This is a genomic window from Aeribacillus sp. FSL K6-8394 (assembly GCF_038008865.1).
Classification (GTDB): domain Bacteria; phylum Bacillota; class Bacilli; order Bacillales; family Aeribacillaceae; genus Aeribacillus; species Aeribacillus composti.
The window spans coordinates 2,043,646-2,066,307 of the sequence record NZ_JBBPAA010000001.1 but is presented as its reverse complement, the minus strand read 5'-3'; the positions used below and the strand labels follow the sequence as shown (position 1 = coordinate 2,066,307).

The 22,662-nt window shown below is 39.0% G+C and carries 22 protein-coding genes, 1 pseudogene and 1 other annotated feature; of the genes and pseudogenes, 15 read left to right on the top strand and 8 right to left on the bottom strand.

The genetic code is table 11. The features are described from left to right. Positions 1-25: 25 nt before the first annotated feature. Positions 26-652: a hypothetical protein gene (locus NSR00_RS09845; protein WP_130157412.1), complete on the bottom strand. Its 627-nt coding sequence runs from the start codon at positions 650-652 to the stop codon at positions 26-28. Positions 653-906: 254 nt separating this feature from the next. Here NSR00_RS09845 and NSR00_RS09840 point away from each other — a divergent pair, with 254 nt between their 5' ends. Next, entirely contained in the window at positions 907-1,665 is a 759-nt protein-coding gene (locus NSR00_RS09840; RefSeq protein ID WP_340788396.1) for a MerR family transcriptional regulator, read from the top strand. 667 nt (positions 1,666-2,332) lie between these two features. On the opposite strand, the gene NSR00_RS09830 is transcribed toward NSR00_RS09840, so the two are convergent. From NSR00_RS09830 to NSR00_RS09805, 6 genes are all read right to left on the bottom strand, one after another. Continuing rightward, positions 2,333-2,620: a helix-turn-helix domain-containing protein gene (locus tag NSR00_RS09830; RefSeq protein ID WP_340788393.1), complete on the bottom strand. Its 288-nt coding sequence runs from the start codon at positions 2,618-2,620 to the stop codon at positions 2,333-2,335. A gap of 36 nt (positions 2,621-2,656) precedes the next feature. Further along, positions 2,657-3,061, bottom strand: coding sequence for a transposase (locus tag NSR00_RS09825; RefSeq protein WP_340788391.1), 405 nt, complete (start codon positions 3,059-3,061; stop codon positions 2,657-2,659). 96 nt (positions 3,062-3,157) lie between these two features. Next, positions 3,158-3,793 (bottom strand): FMN-dependent NADH-azoreductase, encoded by a 636-nt coding sequence (locus tag NSR00_RS09820; protein ID WP_340788388.1) that lies wholly within the window; start codon positions 3,791-3,793, stop codon positions 3,158-3,160. 405 nt (positions 3,794-4,198) lie between these two features. Beyond that, positions 4,199-4,402, bottom strand: a complete 204-nt coding sequence (locus NSR00_RS09815; RefSeq protein ID WP_063386282.1) for a hypothetical protein — start codon at positions 4,400-4,402, stop codon at positions 4,199-4,201. A gap of 6 nt (positions 4,403-4,408) precedes the next feature. Beyond that, positions 4,409-4,624 carry a hypothetical protein gene (locus tag NSR00_RS09810; RefSeq protein WP_063386281.1) on the bottom strand — a complete coding sequence of 72 codons (216 nt, stop codon included), beginning with the start codon at positions 4,622-4,624 and terminating at the stop codon, positions 4,409-4,411. Positions 4,625-5,340: 716 nt separating this feature from the next. Then, the gene (locus tag NSR00_RS09805) at positions 5,341-6,543 is read right to left on the bottom strand and encodes a trans-sulfuration enzyme family protein (protein ID WP_375338759.1); all 1,203 of its coding nucleotides are present in this window, start codon (positions 6,541-6,543) and stop codon (positions 5,341-5,343) included. Positions 6,544-6,693: 150 nt separating this feature from the next. Here NSR00_RS09805 and NSR00_RS09800 point away from each other — a divergent pair, with 150 nt between their 5' ends. The 12 genes and pseudogenes from NSR00_RS09800 (at position 6,694) to NSR00_RS09745 (ending at position 20,180) form a co-directional block, all read left to right on the top strand. Next, a complete protein-coding gene (locus NSR00_RS09800; protein ID WP_340788385.1) occupies positions 6,694-7,017 on the top strand; it encodes an antibiotic biosynthesis monooxygenase family protein in 324 nt (107 codons plus the stop codon). Between the two features lie 218 nt (positions 7,018-7,235). Next, positions 7,236-8,210: a bile acid:sodium symporter family protein gene (locus NSR00_RS09795; RefSeq protein ID WP_063386278.1), complete on the top strand. Its 975-nt coding sequence runs from the start codon at positions 7,236-7,238 to the stop codon at positions 8,208-8,210. Between the two features lie 343 nt (positions 8,211-8,553). Beyond that, positions 8,554-8,988 (top strand): annotated as a pseudogene (locus NSR00_RS09790) (phosphoglycerate dehydrogenase); the annotation flags it as partial. 43 nt (positions 8,989-9,031) lie between these two features. Further along, the gene (locus tag NSR00_RS09785) at positions 9,032-10,204 is read left to right on the top strand and encodes an MFS transporter (protein WP_340788381.1); all 1,173 of its coding nucleotides are present in this window, start codon (positions 9,032-9,034) and stop codon (positions 10,202-10,204) included. A gap of 105 nt (positions 10,205-10,309) precedes the next feature. After that, positions 10,310-11,233, top strand: coding sequence for a glutaminase A (gene glsA / locus NSR00_RS09780; RefSeq protein ID WP_066247321.1), 924 nt, complete (start codon positions 10,310-10,312; stop codon positions 11,231-11,233). Between the two features lie 21 nt (positions 11,234-11,254). Then, complete coding sequence (locus NSR00_RS09775) at positions 11,255-11,659, top strand: cytosolic protein (protein WP_340788379.1); 405 nt, start codon at positions 11,255-11,257, stop codon at positions 11,657-11,659. A 357-nt stretch (positions 11,660-12,016) separates the two neighbouring features. Next, complete coding sequence (locus NSR00_RS09770; RefSeq protein ID WP_340788375.1) at positions 12,017-13,258, top strand: S1C family serine protease; 1,242 nt, start codon at positions 12,017-12,019, stop codon at positions 13,256-13,258. A gap of 760 nt (positions 13,259-14,018) precedes the next feature. Next, entirely contained in the window at positions 14,019-15,500 is a 1,482-nt protein-coding gene (locus tag NSR00_RS09765) for an aldehyde dehydrogenase family protein (RefSeq protein WP_340788373.1), read from the top strand. Positions 15,501-15,795: 295 nt separating this feature from the next. Continuing rightward, a complete protein-coding gene (locus tag NSR00_RS09760) occupies positions 15,796-16,488 on the top strand; it encodes a TerC family protein (protein ID WP_063386365.1) in 693 nt (230 codons plus the stop codon). A gap of 497 nt (positions 16,489-16,985) precedes the next feature. Next, complete coding sequence (locus NSR00_RS09755; RefSeq protein ID WP_066247308.1) at positions 16,986-17,477, top strand: DoxX family protein; 492 nt, start codon at positions 16,986-16,988, stop codon at positions 17,475-17,477. A 58-nt stretch (positions 17,478-17,535) separates the two neighbouring features. Then, positions 17,536-17,751, top strand: a binding site (T-box leader). A gap of 57 nt (positions 17,752-17,808) precedes the next feature. Continuing rightward, positions 17,809-18,936 (top strand): glutamate 5-kinase, encoded by a 1,128-nt coding sequence (gene proB, locus NSR00_RS09750; protein ID WP_340788371.1) that lies wholly within the window; start codon positions 17,809-17,811, stop codon positions 18,934-18,936. Continuing rightward, positions 18,933-20,180, top strand: a complete 1,248-nt coding sequence (locus NSR00_RS09745) for a glutamate-5-semialdehyde dehydrogenase (protein ID WP_340788368.1) — start codon at positions 18,933-18,935, stop codon at positions 20,178-20,180. Before proB ends, NSR00_RS09745 begins: the two co-directional genes overlap by 4 nt. 59 nt (positions 20,181-20,239) lie before the next feature. Here the strand turns inward: NSR00_RS09745 and NSR00_RS09740 are convergent, their stop codons facing one another. Beyond that, positions 20,240-20,791: a GNAT family N-acetyltransferase gene (locus NSR00_RS09740; RefSeq protein ID WP_340788365.1), complete on the bottom strand. Its 552-nt coding sequence runs from the start codon at positions 20,789-20,791 to the stop codon at positions 20,240-20,242. Between the two features lie 594 nt (positions 20,792-21,385). Between NSR00_RS09740 and recX the strand changes: the two genes are divergently transcribed. Beyond that, on the top strand, positions 21,386-22,201 hold the full coding sequence (gene recX / locus NSR00_RS09735; RefSeq protein ID WP_340788362.1) for a recombination regulator RecX: 816 nt from the start codon (positions 21,386-21,388) through the stop codon (positions 22,199-22,201). A 3-nt stretch (positions 22,202-22,204) separates the two neighbouring features. Beyond that, a complete protein-coding gene (locus NSR00_RS09730) occupies positions 22,205-22,537 on the top strand; it encodes a YfhH family protein (RefSeq protein ID WP_063386265.1) in 333 nt (110 codons plus the stop codon). The last annotated feature ends 125 nt before the right edge of the window (positions 22,538-22,662 follow it).

The following is a 22,662-nucleotide window of genomic DNA, read 5'->3' as shown; positions in this document are numbered from 1 at the left end:
ATTTAATCGCAGCTGCAGGATTCTATTATTCATTTACATCCCAAGTAACTGTAAAGCTTCCTTTCAGCTTGTCGCCTGTGACGATGATATGGTAGATGCTTTTTTCTGCCGCTTTGATTTGATATGTGCTTTCGTCGACTTCTTTCATGGCGACAACGTCGCCGTCTTTGTTCAATACATGAAAACCATGTCCGCCTCCGTTATTGTTTTGAATTTTAACGGAAAACGTAATCGTTTGACCTTTTTCCGCATAAATCGGAATGGCGTGTTCTCCGTGGAAATAGTCGAAAAGTGCGATATAGCTTGAATTCCTTTTCCATTCGCGCCAATCTTTTTTTACAGTAAAATCCGTGTTTAAAATAATACACAAAATAAACGGAGCACAGATTGCAAAAATATATTTAAAAAATACGTTTTTTCGCGCCATGTATGTTCCAAAATAAAAAACTAATGAACAAAGAGCTCCGACTGTTCCGCCAACAATCACCATCATCCATCCGAAAGGCAAAAAAATGAGATATCCTGCCAAAACGTAAAAGGCAATTTTAATGGTTCCAGTGATTTTAGGAATTTTCACAGCCAGCAGGTCAATAAAAATAGAACAAATTATTCCGTATCCGTAAAAAATGCTCCAAAGAAAAGGGTTATTCAAATCTTTTGAAACTCCATACAAGTCAAAATCAGCTGCAATGAAAAAAACAGTAAAAAAAATAAACAGCGAGAATCCGGCGCCGGTTAATTTGGGTTTAACATAAGAAATAGCATTGAGGATATTTTTTTGTAAAAACACTAAGTGATCACAGCCTTATATTATTTTCTCAATATTATGTTTATTATAACATTAATTTTTCTCTGTACATTGACGTTGCGTAAAGGTTTATGATGATCTTGTCAGGAGGTGAAAGGATGGAATATACGGTAAAACAATTAGCAGAATTGACCGGAGTTACAACACGGACATTGCGATATTACAATGAAATTGGGCTTCTTATGCCAGCGAAAATCAATTCATCCGGATATCGCATATATGGGGAAAAAGAGGTTGATAAACTGCAGCAAATTCTTTTTTATCGAGAGCTTGGAGTTGATTTAGATACAATTAAAAAAATCATCAATTCACCATCCTTCGACAGCATGAAAGCTTTAAAGGAACACCGCGAAAAGCTTCTTGCAAAACGCAGGCAGCTAGATTCATTAATCGCAAATGTGGAGAAAACAATAGCGGCAAAGGAAGGAAGGATCACGATGAACGATAAAGAGAAATTTGAAGCTTTTAAACAAAAATTAATTGAAGAAAATGAAAGAAAATATGGGCATGAAGTTAGAGAAAAATATGGAGACGAAGTCGTCGATCGATCTAATCAAAAACTGAAAAACATGACAAAAGAGCAGTTCGAACAGCTGAAACAGCTTGAGGAAGAGGTCTTGAATACACTGAATAAAGCATTTGTAACTGGAGATCCAGCGAGCGAGCTGGCACAGAAGGCAGCTGATTTGCATCGTCAATGGCTCTGCTATTTTTGGGATCATTATACGAAGGAAGCTCATAGAGGAGTAACAGAGATGTATGTAGCAGATAAAAGATTTAAAGCGTATTATGATAAAAAACATCTTGGAGCAGCGGAATTTTTAAGGGATGCAGTTCGAATTTATACCATGAATTGAAAAGAATTTTTTACAATTCGGTCTTTGGAATGCTTTCTTTGATGAACCATATTTTAATTCTGTGACATCAGCTACCCATTTTTCATTTGGCTTTTCCGCTGTGAATTCACGATTCAATATATTTTCTGCAACATGTTGAGGAGTAGATCGCTTATAAGATTTCTGCTTTTTTCGAATAACAGATTGTATAGTGGCAACTTTCATCAGTCTTTATGATTGAAGTTCTGACCAAGCTTTCGATTTATATTCAACGTCATTCGACGGTAACCATAGATGCCGTCAACTTGTTTTTTGCAAAATAAAAGTGAAATCCTTATGCAGTGATTTGCAATGGGGCTTTACATGGAGGAGGAGCCATGATAACCTTTTTTGGTTTTGCCAAAACTGTTGAAGCTGGCGCTTGGCTAAAGAATCATGGCAACAGAGGATCCATGTCAAGCCCTTGATGGATAGATCACATATCTGTATATTTATTCAAAATTTTGATAAAGATATACTGCAACACTCTGTATTTTTTCTTGCAGAAAACAGTCAACTTTCTCATGGAGAACTTTCATCTCTTTTACGATTTCTTCATTCTGAAGTTCTCGGGAGGAAGGCGAACGTTTTAACCGCTTATAGTAAGCAGCTCGTGAAATACCGGCGATTTCACATAATAAGATTATGCTTAGGTTTTCTTTCTCATGAAGTTCCCGGATTGCGATATACTTGTCTTCAAAACGGATTTGGTTTGCTTTCGCCTCCTTTCGATTTCCTCTAACTTTCTTAAAAATAGATTCTCCGCACGTAAGCGTTCATTTTCTCTTTCTAACTTTTTCATCTCCAGTTTCATTTTTTCTTCTGGAGATAACTCTGCTTCTTCTTTTTTTCTTCCTCGTTTGTCTTTCAGCGCTTCTTCTCCACCATTTTCATACTTCTTCACCCATTGATATACTTTGTTGATAAGAAACTTCATAAGTCTCTGCTGTTTTTTTATAATCTTTTCCGTTCCCTAACCAATCAAGCACAATTTGTATCCGTTCATTGCAAGTCGTTTTTCTTCCTTTAGCCATAGAGTTTGTTTTTCCTTCGACGTATCCTGTAAATCTCTATGGCTATTATACTTCTTCATCCATCGTTGAAGTACCGATCTACTTGAAATACCATATGTCCTGACAATCTCGTATTGTGAGAACTCACCAGATAAATAATCTTTTACAACTGCTTCCTTAAAACCTTTCCAAGAATTTGAACGTTCTAAACCCTCTATTCCAAATTCCTCAAATTCATTTATCCATTGCCTTAAAGAATATTTAGTAATTTGATACCTTTTACAAAGCTCTTGAATAGTACATTCTCGGTTTTCATATGCAAGTAAAACTTCAAGTTTGAACTCTGTAGTATATTGCTTATACATAGAAAACTCCCCCTAAGGTAAAACAGATGTTTTATATTTTAATCTGTCTACCTTAAGGGGAGCATATCATGAAAGATCAGCCTCTTTATTTTTTACTTAAAACGTATGCGCTAAATCTTTTGCTCTCACAATTGCGTTTTGTTTAATTTCCTCTGCCTTTTCAGGTTGAGCAGCGTGTCCTTCTACAAACAAGCCTTCAAATGAAGGAACACCGAAAAATTGCATCACAACAGCCAAATAGCGGTGACCCATTTCCATTTGAGCTGCTGGACCTTCTGAATAAATGCCTCCACGCGCTTGAATATGCAGGGCTTTTTTATCAGTCAATAACCCAACAGATCCTTGTTCAGTGTATTTAAACGTTTTGCCTGCAACTGCAACTGCATCAATATATGCTTTCAAGACAGGCGGAAATGAAAAATTCCATAAAGGTGTAACAAAAACGTATTTATCCGCTTCAATAAATTGTTCACAAAGCTCTGAAAGACGTCCAACTTTCGCTTTTTCCTCGGAAGTAAGCTCATCTAAGCTTTTTCCGGATCTCAGTTTCCCCCAGCCATTTAATACATCAGCATCGATTTGGGGAATATATTCTTTATATAAATCAAGGTGAATTACTTCATGGTCAGGATTCGCTTCTTTATAGGTTTCGATAAAAGCCTTTCCTGCTGCCAAACTGTAAGATTGGGTGTCATCAAGTGGATGTGCTGTAATGTACAATACTTTTGTCAACGTAAACCTTCCTCTCTTGGTGCAATTTTAGTTTTTAGTGAAAAAATAAAATTTATAAATTTTTATTTTGAAAATATTTATTTCGAGATAATTTTATAGGAATTTGTTTTAGATTTCAAATGATTTGTTTGCAAAAAATTTATCCAAATTTAGTCAAATAATTTGTTTTCAGCTGTCTAATTTGTTTTTCACGTCTTATCGGTCAATAAACATGGCTGATCTACGAATGAGCCTTGATCAGTTATTGTTGATTTTGAACGCTTTCGTCGTGAAAACCGTTTTTCATCCATTTGTTTGGAATATAATTTATTATTCCCTGTAATGTGAAGCTTAGCTATTGCCATTTTCTCCTCAAATGATAAGGCAGCATTTTCTTTACGGAAAGGCTGAGTAAATGCCCGTTTCTTAAATTCTTTTCCAATAATCCCATCGTCCTTCATTTATTTCTTTTTCGATTGTTTTAATATATTTCTTTAGTTCAACGGGCATCTCGTCATTTTCCAGCTCATCCATTGTAAAAGTAATCATTTGCGCACCGCTGAAATCCATGACCTGTACAACTCTTTGCCGACCTTTAAAATATGTTAGCATAATGTGATATCTACCCATTTCGTTTCACCCTATTTTTCGTTTTTTTATGGGACCAATTGAAAGAATGTTGGATCGTTTAAACGTTCGGAAAGTTTTTCGAAAGTGGCAGTAAGCGCGAATGTATTTATCGTTAAAGTCTTTTACCGTAATCAATCTTTCAGTTATTACCCCTTGATCGGTCATGTAGATCATCTTTAAAGCAAAACCGTACTTTTTGGCATTCAGCAGCAAACCGTTCATGATTTTCACCTCACAAAAAAGAACATTTGTTCTATTTTTATTATATGCGAATATATGTTCTGATATGAAGAAGAAAATTTTGGAACGATTCATTTTTTTGGGCATCTTTCTTTAGAATGGAATGGCAGAGATTGAAATCACATGGAGAAGGGAATGCTGTTTTTTTCGAGAAGCGTGCAAGTGGGGAAGTTAAAATCATTTTAAATAAAAAATAGCTGTCAAGCGGGCCTCTATATCGATGATTTATTGACAACACATGCTGTCTTGGAGTGCGTATGTAAAACAAATCAGCTTAACTTTAAGAAGCGAGGCGGAGTGCTGTGTTGACATAACTCATCTGCTCCAAGGATGGGGAGAAACTAATCTTATTTACTATTAATACGGCAAAATTTACATCCCATTAAATAGAACTGATGAAGCAGTTATTTTTTATCATAAGCTGCCAAAGCTTGTTCAGGCAGTGTGTTCAATAGTGATATTTAGAAATGATAGATATCGAGTGTTTCAAATTGCAAGATGTATGTTTAATAAAATCAAGATTTTTCTGCAAGCACTAGCTCCTAAAATGAAATGCATTTTTAATTGAGGCTGTACAGAAAGTCAAATCTCCATTGAAAACAAAAAATCATAAACTTTCAAAAAGATGAAAGGGGGCGTCAATAAGCAGATAAAACGGCTTATTAGACAGCCCCCGCCATTGTCCGCACATTCCTTCATTAAATTTTTTGCAGAGCTTGTCTGACATCTTCTTTTAAATCTTCGATATGTTCTATGCCGACAGAGAAGCGCACGAAGTTTGCCGGGATTCCTGCAAGCTGCATTTGTTCTTCGTTCATTGTTCCTTCCCACATCGCTGCTGTATGTACAACGAGAGACTCGACTCCGCCAAGGCTTACAGCGTTAGGAGGAAGCTTTAATGCGGAAACAAAGCGCTGTGTTTCCGCATAACCGCCCTTAATGGAAAAGGCAATAACGGCACCAAAGCCTTTCATTTGCCGCTTAGCAAGCTCGTGCTGCGGATGGCTTGGCAGCCCCGGATAATATACCCGTTCAACTTGAGGCTGATTCTCAAGAAATTCGGCTAACGCCAAAGCGTTCGCGTTAATCCGTTCGATTCGCATAGGAAGCGTGCGCAAGCCTCTCAGCAACAGCCAACCATCCATTGGCGAAAGCACTGAACCGATGGAAATATGCGTATTCCAAATACGTTCAGCTAATTCCTCGTTTGTGCAAATTACGCCAGCTGTCAAATCATGATGGCCGCCCATGTATTTTGTTGCACTATGGACAACAACATCAACCCCAAAGTCATGTGGACGCTGATTGATAGGGGAAGCAAACGTATTATCTGCGACAACGATAATTCCATGCTGGCGGGCAAGATCACACACTGCAGCTAAATCTGTCAATACCAATGTAGGATTGGCAGGCGTCTCAACCATAATAAGTTTTGTATTCGGACGAATTGCCTTTTCAAACGCAGAAGTGTCGGATTGGTCAACGAACGTCACGTCAACACCAAATTTCGGCAGCAGCTCATCCATAATTTTCGTTGTGCTCATATAATGATTTTTTTGGGCAATCACATGATCGCCTGCTGCTACAAGCGATAAAATAGTTGTCGCTATCGCTCCCATACCAGAGCCGGTTACTAAGGCTGTTTCAGTTCCTTCAAGATCTGCTACAATTTTTTGAACCCGTTCATGCACTGGGTTTCCGTAACGTGTGTAATATCGCGGATGACGAGGTGTTCCAGCAATTTCAGAAAATTCGCTTGCACTATGTGCCTGGAATGTTGCGGAATAGTAAATAGCAGGATTGACTCCTTTTTCGTCCGTTATAGAATCGTCGCCATGGATGACAATTGTTTCATCTCTGAGTGCTTGAGGATTCCGTTGTTCTTGTTCATTTCTTTTCATTATTTATTTCTCCCTTAAATCAAAGTAATTTTATAGATATTATATATCTATTATTAAAAAAAATAAAACTAGTTTGAGAATTCATTTTTGTTCATTATATGATAAAACAGTATGAAACTTTTCGTTTTGATAAGAAAGGGGGCTTGAAAAATGAATTATACAAAACGTTTAAACGAGTATTACGCCGTGATTTTCACATCGGAAAGAACAGAAGGGGACAATGGTTATGAAGAAATGGCAAAGGAAATGGATCAATTGGTGTCCAAACAGCCCGGTTTTTTAGGAGCAGAGAGTGCAAGAAATGAGAATGGGTACGGAATTACAGTTTCATATTGGGAATCATTGGATGATATCAAACGCTGGAACGAAAATGCTTTGCATAAAGCGGCGCAGGATAAAGGCAGGAAGGAATGGTATAAACGTTATACAATCAGAATTTGCAAAGTAGAAGAGGAAAGGGTTTTCCATATTTGATAGATACTATAGCCCAGAAGAATGGCCGCTTCCCTAAAAAACAAAACCAAGGGAAAAGCATGAGACTAGGTTCATAGTAACTTTGCAAAATGTTTTGACATAGCGCTGGATTGGTGAGAAAAAATTGCATATTATATAATGAAGTAAAGATTGTTCACTATTTGTGAACATTAGGATTGCGCAACTTTTCATTTTAGCTTAACACTGGAGAGAGAAAAATGTTAAAAAACATAAACAGCATAATGGAAAAGATGCTTCCTTTTTTAACCCCGTCAAGTGTTGTGATCGGGATTGTATTTTCAACTATATTTGACGATTTTTCTCAGCTTGTTCCGTGGATTTTTGCTTTTATTACGTTTGCGGGCAGTTTAAATCTTAGTTTTCATGCGTTTAAGCAGGCTCTTTTGCATCCGCTGCCGATTTTCGTCGTTCTTTTGCTGCTTCATCTTTTCATCCCGCTTTGGGCGTTTGCTGTCGGCCATCTTGCTTTTCAAGAAGACAGCTTCACAATCATTGGTTTAGTTTTGGCCGTGATCATTCCAACTGGTGTTACAAGCTTTATTTGGGTATCAATCCATAAAGGAAATTTGGCTTTAGCTCTTGCTGTTATATTAATAGATACGTTTATTTCTCCTTTTGTCGTTCCTGCCAGTTTATTAGTATTGGTGGGGAGAACGGTAGAAATCGACGTATGGAATATGATGTCTGGCTTATTTTTCATGATTATCCTGCCTTCCATTTTAGGAATGCTTGTAAATGAGTGGACGAAAAAAGAATTGAAACAGCGTATTGCAGCCGTTTTAAGTCCGTTTTCGAAAATAGCCTTATCGCTTGTAGTGATCATCAACAGCGCGATAGTAGCTCCTTATTTGGCGAACCCGAATAAAAAATTAATTTTGATTGGGTTTTTCGTTTTTTTGATTGCTACAAGCGGCTACTTTTTTTCATGGATGGCCGGGCGTCTATTAAAATTTCAACAGGATGATATCATCACTTTAACGTTTACGGGCGGAATGAGGAATATTAGCGCCGGTGCAGTGCTTGCGATCACTTATTTTCCGCCGCAAGTGGCGGTACCGGTTGTCTTAGGCATGCTTTTTCAGCAGGTTTTAGCTTCTTTTTATGGACGCATGCTTGAAAAAGTTTATCACCATGCGCTTACTGAAAAAAAGTATGCGGCAAATGCAAAATGAACGCTTTTATGCAAAAAAGCATTTATAAAACGTTATGTGAGCATCCCCTTCAATTAAGGCATTTCTGCCTATATTGAAGGGGTTTTTTAAGGGCAATTTCAGGCATTGATGCGTTAATTATTTTATTCGCCAATTGGACGCAGAACCGGTAAGGAGCATCAATAATGACGTTACATGAATCAGCATTTTTTAACAGTGTTTTAGTAATATTTACAACTCAAACTATATATAAATTAACAAAAATTAACTTTTTTTACAAGGGAAATAAAAAGCAAATATAGAATTGATTTGGTAAGCGTACGCTAATAGATCCTAAAAATAAATTACAGAAGGTATTTAAACAATGTTTCGGCTACTAGTCTCTGACAAAGTGAACAATGAAGGACTGAAACCGTTGATAGAATCAGAAGCGGTTGAAGTTGTCCAAAAAAGTGTATCGGAAGCAGAAGATGAACTAAATCTTTTTGATGCTCTTTTGGTGAGGAGCAGCACAAAAGTAACGAAAGAGCTTTTAGGAAAGAGGACCTCTTTAAAAATTATCGGAAGAGTCGGAGTCGGTGTAGATAACATTGATATTGATGAGGAAACAAAGCAAGGAGTAATTGTCATTAATGCTCCCAATGGAATTACCATTTCGGTAGCCGAGCATACACTAGTGATGATTTCTTCTTTGATGAGGCACATTCCGCAAGCGAATATTTCAGTTAAAGCAAAAGAGTGGAATCGGTCAGCATTTGTTGGATCTGAACTTTACGGGAAGATCTTAGGCATTATCGGGTTTTGCATAAAGATAATCCCGTAAAAATGGAGGCTAAGTTATTATGCAAAAAGTTTTTCTCTTGACGATCGGTATGTTCGCTCTTGGGTTTGATGCTTATGTGATAGCTGGTTTGCTTCCGGATATCGGTGCAACTTTTCATATAACCCCTTCACAAACAGGGCAAGCCGTGAGCGTCTTTACGCTTTGTTATGCACTGGCCGCTCCGGTATTTGCAACACTGCTTGCTGGAAAACCGATGCGCAATATTTTATTGTTGGCGCTCGCAGTATTCTCGATAGGCAACGGGATAAGTGCACTAGCTTCAAATTTTTCCATGCTGCTGATTGCACGGGCAATTGCAGGCATCGGCGCCGGACTTTACTCTCCGCTAGCATCAGCAGCTGCAGCATCACTAGTGCCCGAACAGAAACGCGGCAGAGCACTTGGCATGACTCTTGGGGGCATGAGCACTGGAACAGTCATAGGAGTCCCTCTTGGACTGGTGATTGCGGAACATCTGAAGTGGAATGGAACTCTTTGGGTGATCACTGCACTAGGCTTAATTGCCATGATGGGAATTGCCATCTGGTTTCCACATTTTGCAGCTTCAGCTCCACCTTCACTCCGCCAGCGCGTCGAAATGATGACAAATGGACGGGTTGCAGCAATTGTTGGCATCACTTTTATGACCAGTGTTGCCAGCTTGGGTCTTTACACATATATTGCTGTTATTTTGAATAACTTGGCGGACATTTCCAACAACACGCCATATCTTTGGGCATGGGGAATTGGCGGCGTAGTTGGCAGTTTTTCCATCGGCGCTTTGATTGACCGGACAGGCAAACCGGGTTTGCTCATGGCAGGAATTTTGGCCATAATGGCTTTGTCCATGTTCAGTGTGCCATTCGCCCTTTCATTTCCGATCCTGTCATTTCTGCCTTTTATTCTATGGGGGGCGATGGGCTGGGCATCGCAAGCCCCGCAGCAGCATGAATTGCTTCACATACAGCCTAATCAAGGTGCAGCGGCCGTTGCTTTGAACAGTTCCGCAAATTATTTGGGCAGTGCAATAGGTTCTCTTCTTGGAGGGATAGTGATGCTGGCTGGATTGGCTCCTTCCCAACTTCCGTTTGCCGCCGGCGGCCTTGCATTAGTGACATTACTGGGACAATGGGGGATTTTATCAAGCAAAAGAAAGCATGGAAGTGAGAGAAAACAATCTATGCAACAATGACTATCTCCAGATTGAATAAACATATCATACTCATTTGTCAAATATCAAAGGGGTTGTTTATAAAATTTTATACAGCGAGCCATACTAAATAATGGTGATGGCTGAATGTACGAAAAAGAAGAATTGATCCGCTTTGTCCAAGAAGCGAAAAAGTATGGGCATCAGGGGAAAGTTGCCAGTTACATACCGGCTCTTGGCAAAGCAAATCCAAATGATTTATCTATTGCTATATATATGCCTGATGGGAGAATCATTGACGCGGGGGATGTAACGGTAAAAGTGACGCTTCAAAGCATTTCAAAAATTATCGCTTTAGCTCTTGTCATTATGGATCACGGTGAAAAGGAGGTATTCAAAAAAGTCGGGATGGAGCCGACGGGCGATCCGTTTCATTCCATTGCCAAGCTTGAGGAAACACAGCCTACAAAGCCGCTGAATCCGATGATCAATGCCGGTGCACTTGCCGTAACGCATATGATTTCGGGAAGAACGGTGAAAGAACGGCTGCAGAGACTCATTCGTTTTGTCCGCAAGCTAACAGGAAATCCAACCATTTCTTATTCGCAAGAAGTCGCTCAATCCGAATTTGAAACCGCGTTTTTAAACCGCTCCTTATGTTATTTTCTTCGACAGCATAATATTATAAACGAAGATGTCGAAGATCTGATGGAGCTTTACACGAAGCAATGCGCCATTGAAATGACATGCATCGATTTGGCGCGCATCGGCCTCGTTTTTGCGATGGATGGGCGAGATCCGTTTACAGAAGAGGAAATCATGCCGCTTGATGTAGCGCGTATTTGCAAAACGTTTATGGTCACCTGCGGCATGTATAATGCTTCGGGAGAATTTGCGATTAAAATCGGGATTCCGGCAAAAAGCGGCGTCTCAGGAGGCATACTCGCATCTGTTCCAAAAAGATGCGGCATCGGCATATTCGGTCCAGCATTGGATGACAAAGGCAATAGTCTGACCGGCATCAAACTGCTTGAATTTTTATCTAAAACATATTCATTAAGTATTTTCTAATATTTGAGGAGGAGACATACGATGCGTGAATTCACTGTTAAATTTCACCTTGAAGATGATATGGAAGAAATGAAAGTGCAAAAGCTGAGCCCGGATGATTTTGAAAGGGTGACAGAAGGAGGGACAAGACATTTGTTTGATCTCGATACAAACGTTGGTTTTTTCGTCTTTTTTGACGCTGAGGACAGCGTTGGCAATATGTCTTATCTTTCCCTTCGCTACGAGGAGGACGAGGAAGATCCGAGCGAATGCTACCGGTTTGAACTAAAAGACTTTTATGAATTTATAGCTCTTTATCTAAATGACTTAGAATTCGGTGATGAAGTGATGGCGGAGCAGGAGGAAGAGGAAATATACAGCCCCATTCAGCATCTTGCTCATCTTCTTTTCCATGTTGCTGAAGAAGGGAAAACAGTTGAAGTTTGAATACGTTGAATGAAATCCGGGGCATGCATACGAATTCAAATGCCAATTTTTCAGAAAGGCTTATTTTCAATCAACAACATCTATGTGTTTCAGAATTGCATTTTTTGTAATAAATGAAAGTACAGCGGGCGATCCGGATTGATGTTCACCGTTTCGTTAGGGCTTGGCAGGAGAACCGATTTTTGAAAAGTGCTTTTGAACTATGGATTTGGCGAAAAGGTAAGAGGCGCATAATATCGAGTGGCGTCCGATCTTTTTTATATTTCAATGTTTTTTTACCTTTTGTTCATCGTTTCGTCATATTTTTTGCCTAGTATGTCAATAAGACAAACGATGAAGAAGAGGAGGGCTTTTGCTATGGGATATTATGATGAAATAGATCAAAACAATCGTGTGGAAAGAAAAAAGAACAGTTTGTTGAAGTCGGTTCTTTCTTCTTTAATCAGCGGTGTTTTGGGCGGAGCTGTTGTATACGGTGCGTTGACCTACTTGCCATTCCAAGATCATAACAAAGCTTCAAATGAAACAGAGCATATAGCGGTCAGTCAAAATACAAACGATCAGGAAGCATCTGTTAATGTTGCGAAGATTTCCAATCAAGGCGATATTGCAGAAATTGCTGAAAAACTTTCACCAGCGATTGTCGGCATTTCTAATTTGCAGCAGCAAAGGACAGATTGGTTTGGATCGCGCCAAGATTCTTCCAGCGAAGAAGTGGAAAGCGGAAGCGGAACAGGAATTATCTTTAAAAAGTCCGGCAATGATGTTTTTATTGTTACAAATAACCATGTTATCGAAGGGGCTTCTTCATTGGAGGTAACGCTTTCCAATGGCGATAAGGAAAAAGCAGAAGTAGTCGGTGCTGACTCATTGACAGACTTGGCCGTCATAAAAATTAATAACAATAGTGTTAACACAGTAGCTGAGTTTGGTGATTCCGATAATATACGAGTCGGCGATCAGGTCATTGCAATCGGGAATCCGCTTGGCAGCGATCTTTCTAGAACTGTAACAGAAGGGATTATCAGCGGAGTCAATCGCACAGTGACGATTACAACTTCTGAAGGAGACTGGGCGCTTGATGTCATTCAAACTGATGCAGCGATCAATCCAGGAAACAGCGGAGGCCCTTTAATTAACATGGATGGGAAAGTCATCGGCGTCAGCAGTATGAAAATCAGCCAGGAAGGTGTGGAAGGGCTCGGATTTGCTATTCCAAGCAATGATGTTGTGAAAGCGATCAATCAATTAATGGAAAAAGGAAAAATTGACCGTCCGTTTCTTGGAGTTGCATTATTAAATGTAAGCGAGCTTCCTGAGTATTTCCTTAGAGACACACTCAATTTGCCATCTGACGTTAAAGAAGGTGCGGTAGTTGGAAGAGTTCAGGCAAATTCTCCCGCCGATCAGGCCGGATTGCAGGAAAAGGATGTGATCGTCGCATTGGATGGGCAAAGCATTCACAACACGAGTGAGTTAAGAAAATATTTGTACAGTGAAAAGAAATCAGGAGACTCAGTCAAAGTCAAATTATATCGGGACGGAAAAGAAAAGACCGTCACAGTTACCCTTTCAAGTCAAGACTTATCGCAAACTTGATGTGAGTTCGTAATTTTGCCGTCGTTAAAGTATATTTAACGACTACTTCCTTTTATTCCTCCCAAAAATGGATGGAGCGGATAAATTTTGTTCAAAACGTATTTTGGAAACACGCCGTGCCAGCGCGCAAATCAAACTGATCCATGGTAAAATGCTGTATGATTAGAAGAGGTCGTGAAGCCGCCTTTTAGAGCGGCTGTACATGTCTTGAGGAAATATTTGATGAAAGCATATTTGTTGCAATACAACCTATAGTGTAATATCGTTATCTTGAACCAAAGATAATTTATTTAAAAATATTTTGGTTCAAGATTTTTTTTTGAAAGGAAGGTTGTGAAATGACAGAAGCTTTTACATAATAAGACCAAATCCATTAAAGATTTAATCATATAAGAGATTGCATGGCAGAAAAAAACGGAAGATCTTTCTCCATTGTTCCGATTTTCCAAACGGGAAATCTTGGCCTGCTGTCAGAGTATTGCAAGATGAAATTTATTTCAGGAAAACAAATAGAATCGGCAAGTATAACCGCTGTTCATAAAAATGTGATTCAGAAATCATCACGGGAATTCTTAATCTTTCTGTATTTTTTGACTGAATCACCCAAAAAAATGGAATAAAATACAATTGAACAGGAAAAGAATAAACGCAATAATTTTAAAAACAATAGTTTGTAGAAAGAATAACAAAATATTTAATAAAAGACTTTTTAGCAACAACAATAAATGTTGAAATTTTGAAAGCAAAGGAAGTGCGTGTCATGTCAAACGAACCGATTGTTATCGAGGCTATTATCAACGGAGAAAAATATAGAACCGAAAAAACGGCTCCCCGTGAAAATCCCGCTCGTCCAAATGAGATTGTCGGTTATGCTCCGGTCAACACCCGTGAAGATGCGATCCGGGCTATTGATGCGGCGTATGAACAATTTCCTCTTTGGGCTAAAACTTCAATCGATGAACGTATAGAACGGATGAGAAGGGCGATCCAAAAAATAAAGGATGCAACACCTGAAATTGCCGAACTGCTGTCTCGTGAGCATGGAAAGCCGCTTTACGACTCAAAAGGTGAAATAGCCGTTTCTTTAATGTGGATGGAGTATGCATGTGATAACGTAAAAGAAGTTTTAAAAGAGGATGTACAGGAACATGATAATGGCAAAACGATCGTGACAAAAGATCCGATAGGGGTTGTTTCCGCAATTACACCTTGGAATTATCCGATCTCGCTTTCGACTATAAAAATTGCTCCTGCTCTTTTGGCAGGCAACACGATGGTGCTGAAGCCAAGCCCATTAGCTCCGCTGGCAGCTAGTAAAGTAGTTGAGATCATTGCCGATGAATTTCCTCCTGGTGTATTAAATTTGGTTCATGGGGAAGCCGATGTCGGTATAGAATTAACAACGAATCCGAAAGTGGCAAAAATCGCCTTTACCGGCGGAACTCAAACAGCTAAACATATTATGAAATCGGCTGCTGAAACAATAAAACATATGACGCTTGAATTAGGCGGAAATGATGCCGCAATCGTTCTAAATGATTTTGATGTGAATGACGAAAAAGCGATGCGCCGCCTCGTGATTTCCAATTTCTTAACGGCAGGGCAAATATGCATGATTGCGAAAAGAATTTACGTTCATAAATCGATTTACGATCAGTTTGTTGAAAAATATATTGAAGCAGCAAATAAATGGATTCGCGTAGGGGATCCGTTTGATGAAAGAGTTACAGTAGGTCCGGTAAATAATAAAAAGCAAGTTCAGTATGTACAAAGTTTGATTGATGATGCAGAAAGCCGGGGAGCTAAAGTAATAAAACTCGGAAAGGTACTGGTGGATGAAACTTTATTTAAAAACGGCTATTACATGCAGCCGACTGTTGTTCTAGGCGCTGGCTATAATGATCCGATTGTCGTGGAAGAACAGTTTGGCCCAACCGTTCCTATATTGCCTTTTGATGACGATGAACAAGCAATCAATTTGGCCAATGACAGCATTTATGGCCTTACTAGTTCTGTTTGGGGAGAACAGGAACATGCATTAAAGGTTGCCAAACGTATTCAAGCAGGAACGACAATGATCAATACAGCAGCAGTTCAAGGACTGGACGTTCGTTTCCCATTCGGCGGCGTTAAACAATCAGGAATTGGACGTGAATATGGCAGGGAAGGCCTTCTTACCTATACTGAAACGCATGTCATCAATGTTCCAAAAAATCTTGATTTGCCTTATATCCCCGAGTAAGATTTTGATGAAGGAGCTGTCCTAACTGGCCAGGCTAGCTGGCTTGGACGGCTCCTTTCCGATTTTAAGGATTTCGGTAGTTTCGCTTTGAGAAACTCTCCCTGTTCGCATCTTTAATATCTTCAACTGTGTTCATCCCCCTCCAATGTATAAGAATGGTTGACAGTTACCTATAACCGAAATTTTTCAGCAAAATCTTAAAATTGTGTTTGCCTCTAAATAGAGGTACAATGGACGTGTATATTTTTTTCATGTTATAAAGGAGCGAACACAATTGGATTTATTTTCAGTTGGTATATCTATTTCATCTGACGCCATCATTGCCTTATTAAAAATTATTGCAATCGATATTATTTTATCCGGCGATAACGCAGTTGTAATTGCAATGGCAACGAGAAATCTGCCGAAAGAACAGCAAAACAGAGCTATATTCTGGGGGACTGGAGGTGCGGTCGCATTACGGATTTTGTTTGCATCCGTTATTGTTGTCCTGTTGAAAATCCCATTTGTCAACATTGTCGGCGGATTTTTGCTGCTTTGGATTGCTTATAAAGTTTTGGTAGATGACGGAGAAGCTGCGCATGTCCAATCTCAAAGCAGTCTGCTTAAAGCTATTCAAACGATCATTCTTGCAGATGCCGTCATGAGTTTGGATAATGTGGTTGCAGTAGCAGGTGCGGCACACGGCCATATCGGCATGATTGCGGTTGGAGTTTTGATCAGTATTCCAATTATGATTTTTGGATCAAAAGCGATCGTAAAATTAATGAACAAATTTCAATGGATTGTATATGTTGGATCTGGAATTTTAGCTTGGACCGCCGGTGAGATGATCTTTAAGGATAAACATATTGAACAATGGTTTCACATCCAAAACTTGTGGATCGAATATTTACTTATCGGAATTATGACATTGATTGTGTTAGCGATCGGTTATGAGAAAAATAAGCGTGCAGAGAAAGAAAATAAATTGCAGCATAGTGCTTAGCAGGCGGCTGTTGAAACGGCGCCTGTTTTTTATGAAAAGAAATTCCACGTTTTAATAGATTTAGTTATGTCTAAAATTTTTGTTATCGGCAAATATGCACACTTCTGTAAAATGACGGTTTCTTTTACAACAGCTCTAATTTGCATGTAAATTCGAGGGATCGTTCTTGTGTATAAGCATTCATCGTCCAGAGAAGGTGAGTGCTTTTTTATTTTATCCACAGATATTTCAGACAATTCACAACTTATACACATTATCCATACTGTTTTTGTGGATATTATGTAACTGTTGGAGCTTAAGAAGCTGGATTTTTTTCATAAAATCCTACTATGAATGTGGATAACTATAGTAATTGTTAACAATTTGTGAAATATTTCACAAATATATTGAAGTTAAATTCAGAAAATTATATATTGAAATTGAAGAGGTTAGTGAAATATTTCACAAACTTCTCCGAAAAATAAAAGTGTAAAAACAAACAAAGGAGATGGTTGAAGATGGAATGGCTGAAAGGTCCAAAAATGGCGGTTGTCTGGGCGGCTCTTAGAATTTGGCTCGGTTATCAATGGTTTGTCGCGGGAGTCGAAAAGCTGGGTGGATTTGATGCGACAGGATTTTTAAAAGGGGCGATTGCTAAAGCAACCGGAGAACATCCGGCCGTTCAAGGATGGTATGCAGCGTTCCTTGAAAACTTTGCTCTTCCGAATGTAGAACTTTTTAATTTTATTATTCCAATTGGAGAAGTGTTAGTTGGCATCGGACTGATTTTGGGGTTGTTTACAACTCCTGCATTAATTGCTGGTGCGTTTATGAACTTGAATTTTATGTTAGCTGGAACAACAAGCACGAATCCGATTATGTACACTGAAGCAATCATTTTAATGGCAGTAGGTGCAGCTGCGTATTATTGGGGAGCTGACCGGTTTATCCTGCCGTATTTGAGAGATAAATTTACAAACAAAAAATTCAATCAACAAGCAAATGTTTAAATGCAGCAATCATCTTGACTTTTAAAAATTTTTGAAACATAATTTTAAAAAAAGTATATTTTCGGCGTTGAAAGGGGCCAGTAAATAGACTTTAGGCGAAAAAGAGAGTGAAACCCTATGGCTGAAAGGTTTCATCGCTGATAAGCTATTGAACCTACCCCTGGAGCTGTCAGGCTCATAACCTGACCGTATCCTTCGTTACAGGCTAAAGGGAGCACTAAACTAGTGCTAAAAAAGGTGGTACCGCGGATATAGACTCATATTCGTCCTTTTTCGAAAGGATGATATGAGTCTTTTTTATGACTGTCAAGCAATGAAGAGGTGTTTTTTAGTGAGGAAAAAGCGAGTGGTCGTAAAAATAGGAAGCAGTTCTTTAACAGATGACAACGGGGGACTCAGTAAAGAAAAGCTGCACGAGCATGTTGAAGCGATTGCTAGATTGAAGGAAGCAGGGTATGAAGTAATTTTAATTTCGTCAGGAGCGGTATCAGCAGGGTATGGAGATCTTGGATATCCTTCTAGGCCTGTGACAATTAGAGGAAAACAGGCGGCTGCGGCAGTGGGCCAAGGGCTGCTTATCCAGGCTTATACAGAAGCATTTAAAAAATACGGCATTGTATGTGCCCAACTTTTGATGACAAGGAGCAATTTTCAGCATAAAGAGCAATATCAAAACGCATACGCCACCTTATCGGAGCTTCTAAAGCGGCAAGTGCTCCCGATCATCAATGAAAATGATTCGGTTTCGATTGAGGAATTGACGTTTGGAGACAACGATATGCTGTCAGCTCTTGTGAGCGGATTATTGCATGCCGATTTTCTTATTATTTTGACGGATATTAACGGTTTATATGAAGAAGATCCTACTAAAAATCCGAATGCAAAACGATTTGATTTTTTGCCGGAAGTAACAGATGAATTAATTGAACAAACAGAGGCAACATCCGGTTCGAAAGTTGGAACAGGCGGTATGAAATCAAAGCTCATGGCGGCAAAAACGGCACTTGCCCTCGGTGTATCCGTATTTATCGGGAAAGGACAAGGAAAAGAGAAATTAATCGAAATTTTAAATGGGAACGGTGACGGAACATATATTGGCAAAAACGATTTAAGTGCTGTTCGTAATTCAAAAGCATGGATTGCTCTTCATTCGATCATATCTGGTGATGTGGAAGTCGATGATGGAGCAGTAACGGCTATTTTGAAGGAAGGGAAATCGCTCCTTCCTGCTGGCGTTAAGCGTGTCAGCGGCAACTTTCAATCCGGAGACGTGGTGCAAATTTTAAACAAGGAACAAAAGCTGATCGGAAAAGGCATAGTCAATTATTCATCTGAAGAATTAAAAGAAATTATGGGCATGCCGAGTCAAAAAGCGATGGAAATGACAAAGCGCATACATCCTGAAGTGGTTCACCGTGATCAATTTGTAGCGATAACGAGTAAGGAGATGATGATATGAGTGAAGTGTTGACAAAAGGGAAGCTGGCAAAAGAAGCTGCTACCAAGCTGGTTGCAAAAACTACTGAAGAAAAAAACAACGCATTATCAATCATCGCTGAACAATTGCAAAAAGAAACGCCTTATATTTTAAAAGAAAATGAAAAAGACATTGAAAACGGGAAAGCGAATGGTTTATCCGACGCTCTTATTGACCGTCTTCTTTTAAACGAAGAACGAATTAACGGAATGATTGAATCGTTAAGACAATTGATTTATTTGCAAGATCCAGTTGGGGAAGTGCTGGAAAGCTGGACTCGTCCGAACGGTTTACAAATTGAAAAAGTTCGGGTGCCGCTCGGCGTTGTTGGAATGATTTACGAAGCCAGACCAAATGTGACAATTGATGCCTCAAGCCTTTGCTTAAAAACAGGGAACGCTGTTCTTCTTCGCGGCAGCTCATCCGCCTTGCATTCAAATATGGCGATCGTAAAGGTGATACGAGAGGCGTTAGAAAAAGCGAATTTTCCTGCCGACAGTGTACAGCTTCTGGAAGATACCAGCAGGGAAACGGCAGCGGAAATGTTCAAATTAAATGATTATTTAGATGTGTTAATTCCTCGCGGAGGGAAAAATCTGATTAAAACAGTTGTTGAAAATTCATCTGTCCCTGTGTTAGAAACGGGCGCAGGCAATTGTCATGTGTTTATTGATGAATCAGCAGACAAAAAGATGGCGATTGATATAACTGTAAACGCAAAAACACAAAGACCTTCCGTCTGCAATGCAGCCGAAACTCTTCTCATCCATGAAAATTGGAATAAGGAATATATTCGCGAGCTCATTGAAAAGCTCGAGGAGAAAAATGTGGAGTTGCGAGTCGATCAAGCATTGTACAATGAATTCCCGCATTTGAAATTAGCGACAGAAGAAGATTGGGAAACGGAATATTTAGATTATACAATGGCAGTGAAACTTGTTTCGAATGTAGATGAAGCAATCGAGCATATTAATCGTTACGGAACAAACCATTCTGAGGCAATTATCACAGAAAATGCCGCAAATGTAGAAAAGTTTTTCAAATTAGTTGATTCCGCAGCTCTTTACCACAACGCATCGACGCGCTTTACAGACGGATTTGAATTTGGGTTTGGCGCAGAAATCGGGATCAGCACGCAAAAGCTCCATGCCAGAGGACCGATGGGACTGCCTGCACTGACTTCTACAAAATATATTATTAAAGGAAGCGGACAGATTAGAGAATAAGAAATGATAAAAAATGGAAGCAGACATCTTGATTCGTTCGGATGTCTTCTTCCAATTTTTTATGCTTCCTTCAATCTGCTTTCTTCGTCTGTCATGAAACCGTTTCGTTTTGTATACAGTGTGTACATATCCTTTGAAATTTCAAAGATGTTGTATAAGTTTTTGTTTTCAATATGGGGAAGCTGACGAGATTCATCGGCAAGGGAGACATATGGAAGCTTCTGCGCGGCTTTCATGGAACGTTCATTGTCTTTCCGTATTTTCATAAAGATCGTTTGAATTCCAAATTCATAAAAAATCTCTTGAAAAAAAGCGTCCTTAGCAAGCTGATTATATCCTTTACCATGGTACGGCTTGCCGAGCCAAGTTCCAAGAAATCCCGTTTGATCAAAAATATCATACAAGCTGATTGTTCCAATAGGAGAGCCCCATTCATCCAAAATGGTGCGGGAAATTAATTCCCCTCGTTCCTCTGCTTCAATCAACTGTTTTGTTATAAACATGTATTCTTCAATCGACATTGCTTTATGACGAACATAAGGGAAGACTTCTGGATGAACCATAAGTTCGAACAACTCTTGACAATCCGCTAGATCACGTTTTTTTAACATGCTCATCCTCCTCTATCAACGAGGGCGGTTACCACGAAATCTAACGGATCCCACCCTCGAAATTTTTATTTATCAAGTAAAAATTTCGGGGTGGGAATCGAACCCACTAGAACCGGTCAAAGACCGGTGGCGCACCATTTGCCTTCCCTTAAAAACAAGTAAATTTAATTGTCAGCATTTCTTCTAGTATCATACTTGATTTCTATGGAAAAGAAAACAAAAATTTTGTAAAAAGATTATTAAGAAAATTTTACTTTTTTCTTACTACTATAAGAGTTTCTATAAGAAGTGAATAGGACAAAATTACAATATTTTCTTTGACAATATTTTTTTCCTATTGCTTTGATGCAATAACAGTGAGGACCGCATTTCTTGACTGAAGCAGATTTGCCTGCTGCCAGCAAAATATTTAGAAATCATAATAAGAACGGTTGAATTTTGCTTCATAGTTTTATAGCATCAACGGCTAGAAAAGTCAGCAAAATGTTCCTTACAAGCTGAAAAATCTATTGTTACAGTATTCATACACTTTCATGCTTAAAACTTCCATTTATTTATTTTTTCTATGGTACTATAAAAATGAGGTGTCTGTACATGTTTATTGTAAAAATAGAAGTTCAACCTAAAAAGAAAAATCGTTTTAATATTTACGTCGATAGAGGAAACGGTGAAATATTTGCTTTTAGCGTCGGGGAAGATGTTTTAATTAAGCACGGGCTAAGAAAAGGGATGGAGCTTGATGAGCTGGATATAGATGCGATTTTGCACGAGGATCAAATAAAAGCAGCATTCAACAAAGCTTTAACTTTTCTTGGCTATCGAATGAGATCGGAAAAAGAGGTCCGTGACTATCTTGTAAGTCAAGGTATAGATGAGCGGATTATTGAACGTGTAATGGTTGAGCTTCAATTAAAAAATTATGTAAATGACAAGGAGTTTGCGGAAGCCTTTGTAAGAACGCAAATGAAAACCACTTTGAAAGGGCCCGGCATAATAAAAGCAGAACTGGGACAAAAAGGGATTGAGAGCGATTTGATAGAAGCAGCTCTTCATCATTTCACGAAAGAAAGACAAATAGAAGCAGCGTATAAATTAGCTGAAAAGCAATTGGGAAAAAAAGCGAACATATCTATGTCGCAGCTAAAGCAAAAAATAGAGCAGGCAATGTTTAGGAAAGGTTTTTCATCCGAAGTGATTCAAGCTGTTTTGGAGATGCTGCCTTTACATGAACGTCATGACCAAGAATGGGAAGCATTATTAATACAAGGCGAAAAAGGGAAAAAAAAGTATTCCCATTTAGATATGTACACATATCGTCAAAAGCTTGCGCAATTTTTATATCGAAAAGGTTTTTCGCAAGAACTTATTCAGCAATATTTGCAAAAACACTTAGAGAAAAGCGAGGAATAGGAAATGGAAAAACGGTACAGTGAAATGACGGAATACGAGCTAAAAAATGAAATTGCCCGATTAAAAGAAAAAGCGCGCAAAGCGGAACAGCACGGAATGATCAACGAATATGCTGTCCTGGAAAGGAAAATTGCTATGGCAAAAGCATATATGTTGAATCCTGACGATTTTCCGCCAGGTGAGACGTATGAAATCGATGGAGCGCCTGGTGAATATTTCAAAGTTGAATATTTAAAAGGAGTTTTCGCTTGGGGGTATCGGTTATCATCTCCTTTAAAGGAGGAAGCACTGCCGATATCGATGTTGATTAAAAAAAGTAATATAAATGAGAAATAAGTTGAGAACGAAAAATGAAGGAAGTTGGGGAAAAGTGGCCGCTGATTTCTTTCAATCGTTTTTTATCTTTCTGTTCGTGGCTATGCTTCATCGCGCCTAACTTTGCATTATAGTTATCAAACTGA

Excerpts from the sequence above, each read along its gene's own strand:
- NSR00_RS09840 (WP_340788396.1), top strand. The coding sequence starts at position 907 with ATGGAATATACGGTAAAACAATTAGCAGAATTGACCGGAGTTACAACA.
- NSR00_RS09830 (WP_340788393.1), bottom strand. The coding sequence starts at position 2,620 with ATGAAGTTTCTTATCAACAAAGTATATCAATGGGTGAAGAAGTATGAA.
- NSR00_RS09825 (WP_340788391.1), bottom strand. The coding sequence starts at position 3,061 with ATGTATAAGCAATATACTACAGAGTTCAAACTTGAAGTTTTACTTGCA.
- NSR00_RS09815 (WP_063386282.1), bottom strand. The coding sequence starts at position 4,402 with ATGGGTAGATATCACATTATGCTAACATATTTTAAAGGTCGGCAAAGA.
- NSR00_RS09810 (WP_063386281.1), bottom strand. The coding sequence starts at position 4,624 with ATGAACGGTTTGCTGCTGAATGCCAAAAAGTACGGTTTTGCTTTAAAG.
- NSR00_RS09805 (WP_375338759.1), bottom strand. The coding sequence starts at position 6,543 with ATGAAAAGAAATGAACAAGAACAACGGAATCCTCAAGCACTCAGAGAT.
- NSR00_RS09800 (WP_340788385.1), top strand. The coding sequence starts at position 6,694 with ATGAATTATACAAAACGTTTAAACGAGTATTACGCCGTGATTTTCACA.
- NSR00_RS09795 (WP_063386278.1), top strand. The coding sequence starts at position 7,236 with ATGTTAAAAAACATAAACAGCATAATGGAAAAGATGCTTCCTTTTTTA.
- NSR00_RS09785 (WP_340788381.1), top strand. The coding sequence starts at position 9,032 with ATGCAAAAAGTTTTTCTCTTGACGATCGGTATGTTCGCTCTTGGGTTT.
- glsA (WP_066247321.1), top strand. The coding sequence starts at position 10,310 with ATGTACGAAAAAGAAGAATTGATCCGCTTTGTCCAAGAAGCGAAAAAG.
- NSR00_RS09775 (WP_340788379.1), top strand. The coding sequence starts at position 11,255 with ATGCGTGAATTCACTGTTAAATTTCACCTTGAAGATGATATGGAAGAA.
- NSR00_RS09770 (WP_340788375.1), top strand. The coding sequence starts at position 12,017 with ATGGGATATTATGATGAAATAGATCAAAACAATCGTGTGGAAAGAAAA.
- NSR00_RS09765 (WP_340788373.1), top strand. The coding sequence starts at position 14,019 with ATGTCAAACGAACCGATTGTTATCGAGGCTATTATCAACGGAGAAAAA.
- NSR00_RS09755 (WP_066247308.1), top strand. The coding sequence starts at position 16,986 with ATGGAATGGCTGAAAGGTCCAAAAATGGCGGTTGTCTGGGCGGCTCTT.
- NSR00_RS09745 (WP_340788368.1), top strand. The coding sequence starts at position 18,933 with ATGAGTGAAGTGTTGACAAAAGGGAAGCTGGCAAAAGAAGCTGCTACC.
- NSR00_RS09740 (WP_340788365.1), bottom strand. The coding sequence starts at position 20,791 with ATGTTAAAAAAACGTGATCTAGCGGATTGTCAAGAGTTGTTCGAACTT.
- recX (WP_340788362.1), top strand. The coding sequence starts at position 21,386 with ATGTTTATTGTAAAAATAGAAGTTCAACCTAAAAAGAAAAATCGTTTT.
- NSR00_RS09730 (WP_063386265.1), top strand. The coding sequence starts at position 22,205 with ATGGAAAAACGGTACAGTGAAATGACGGAATACGAGCTAAAAAATGAA.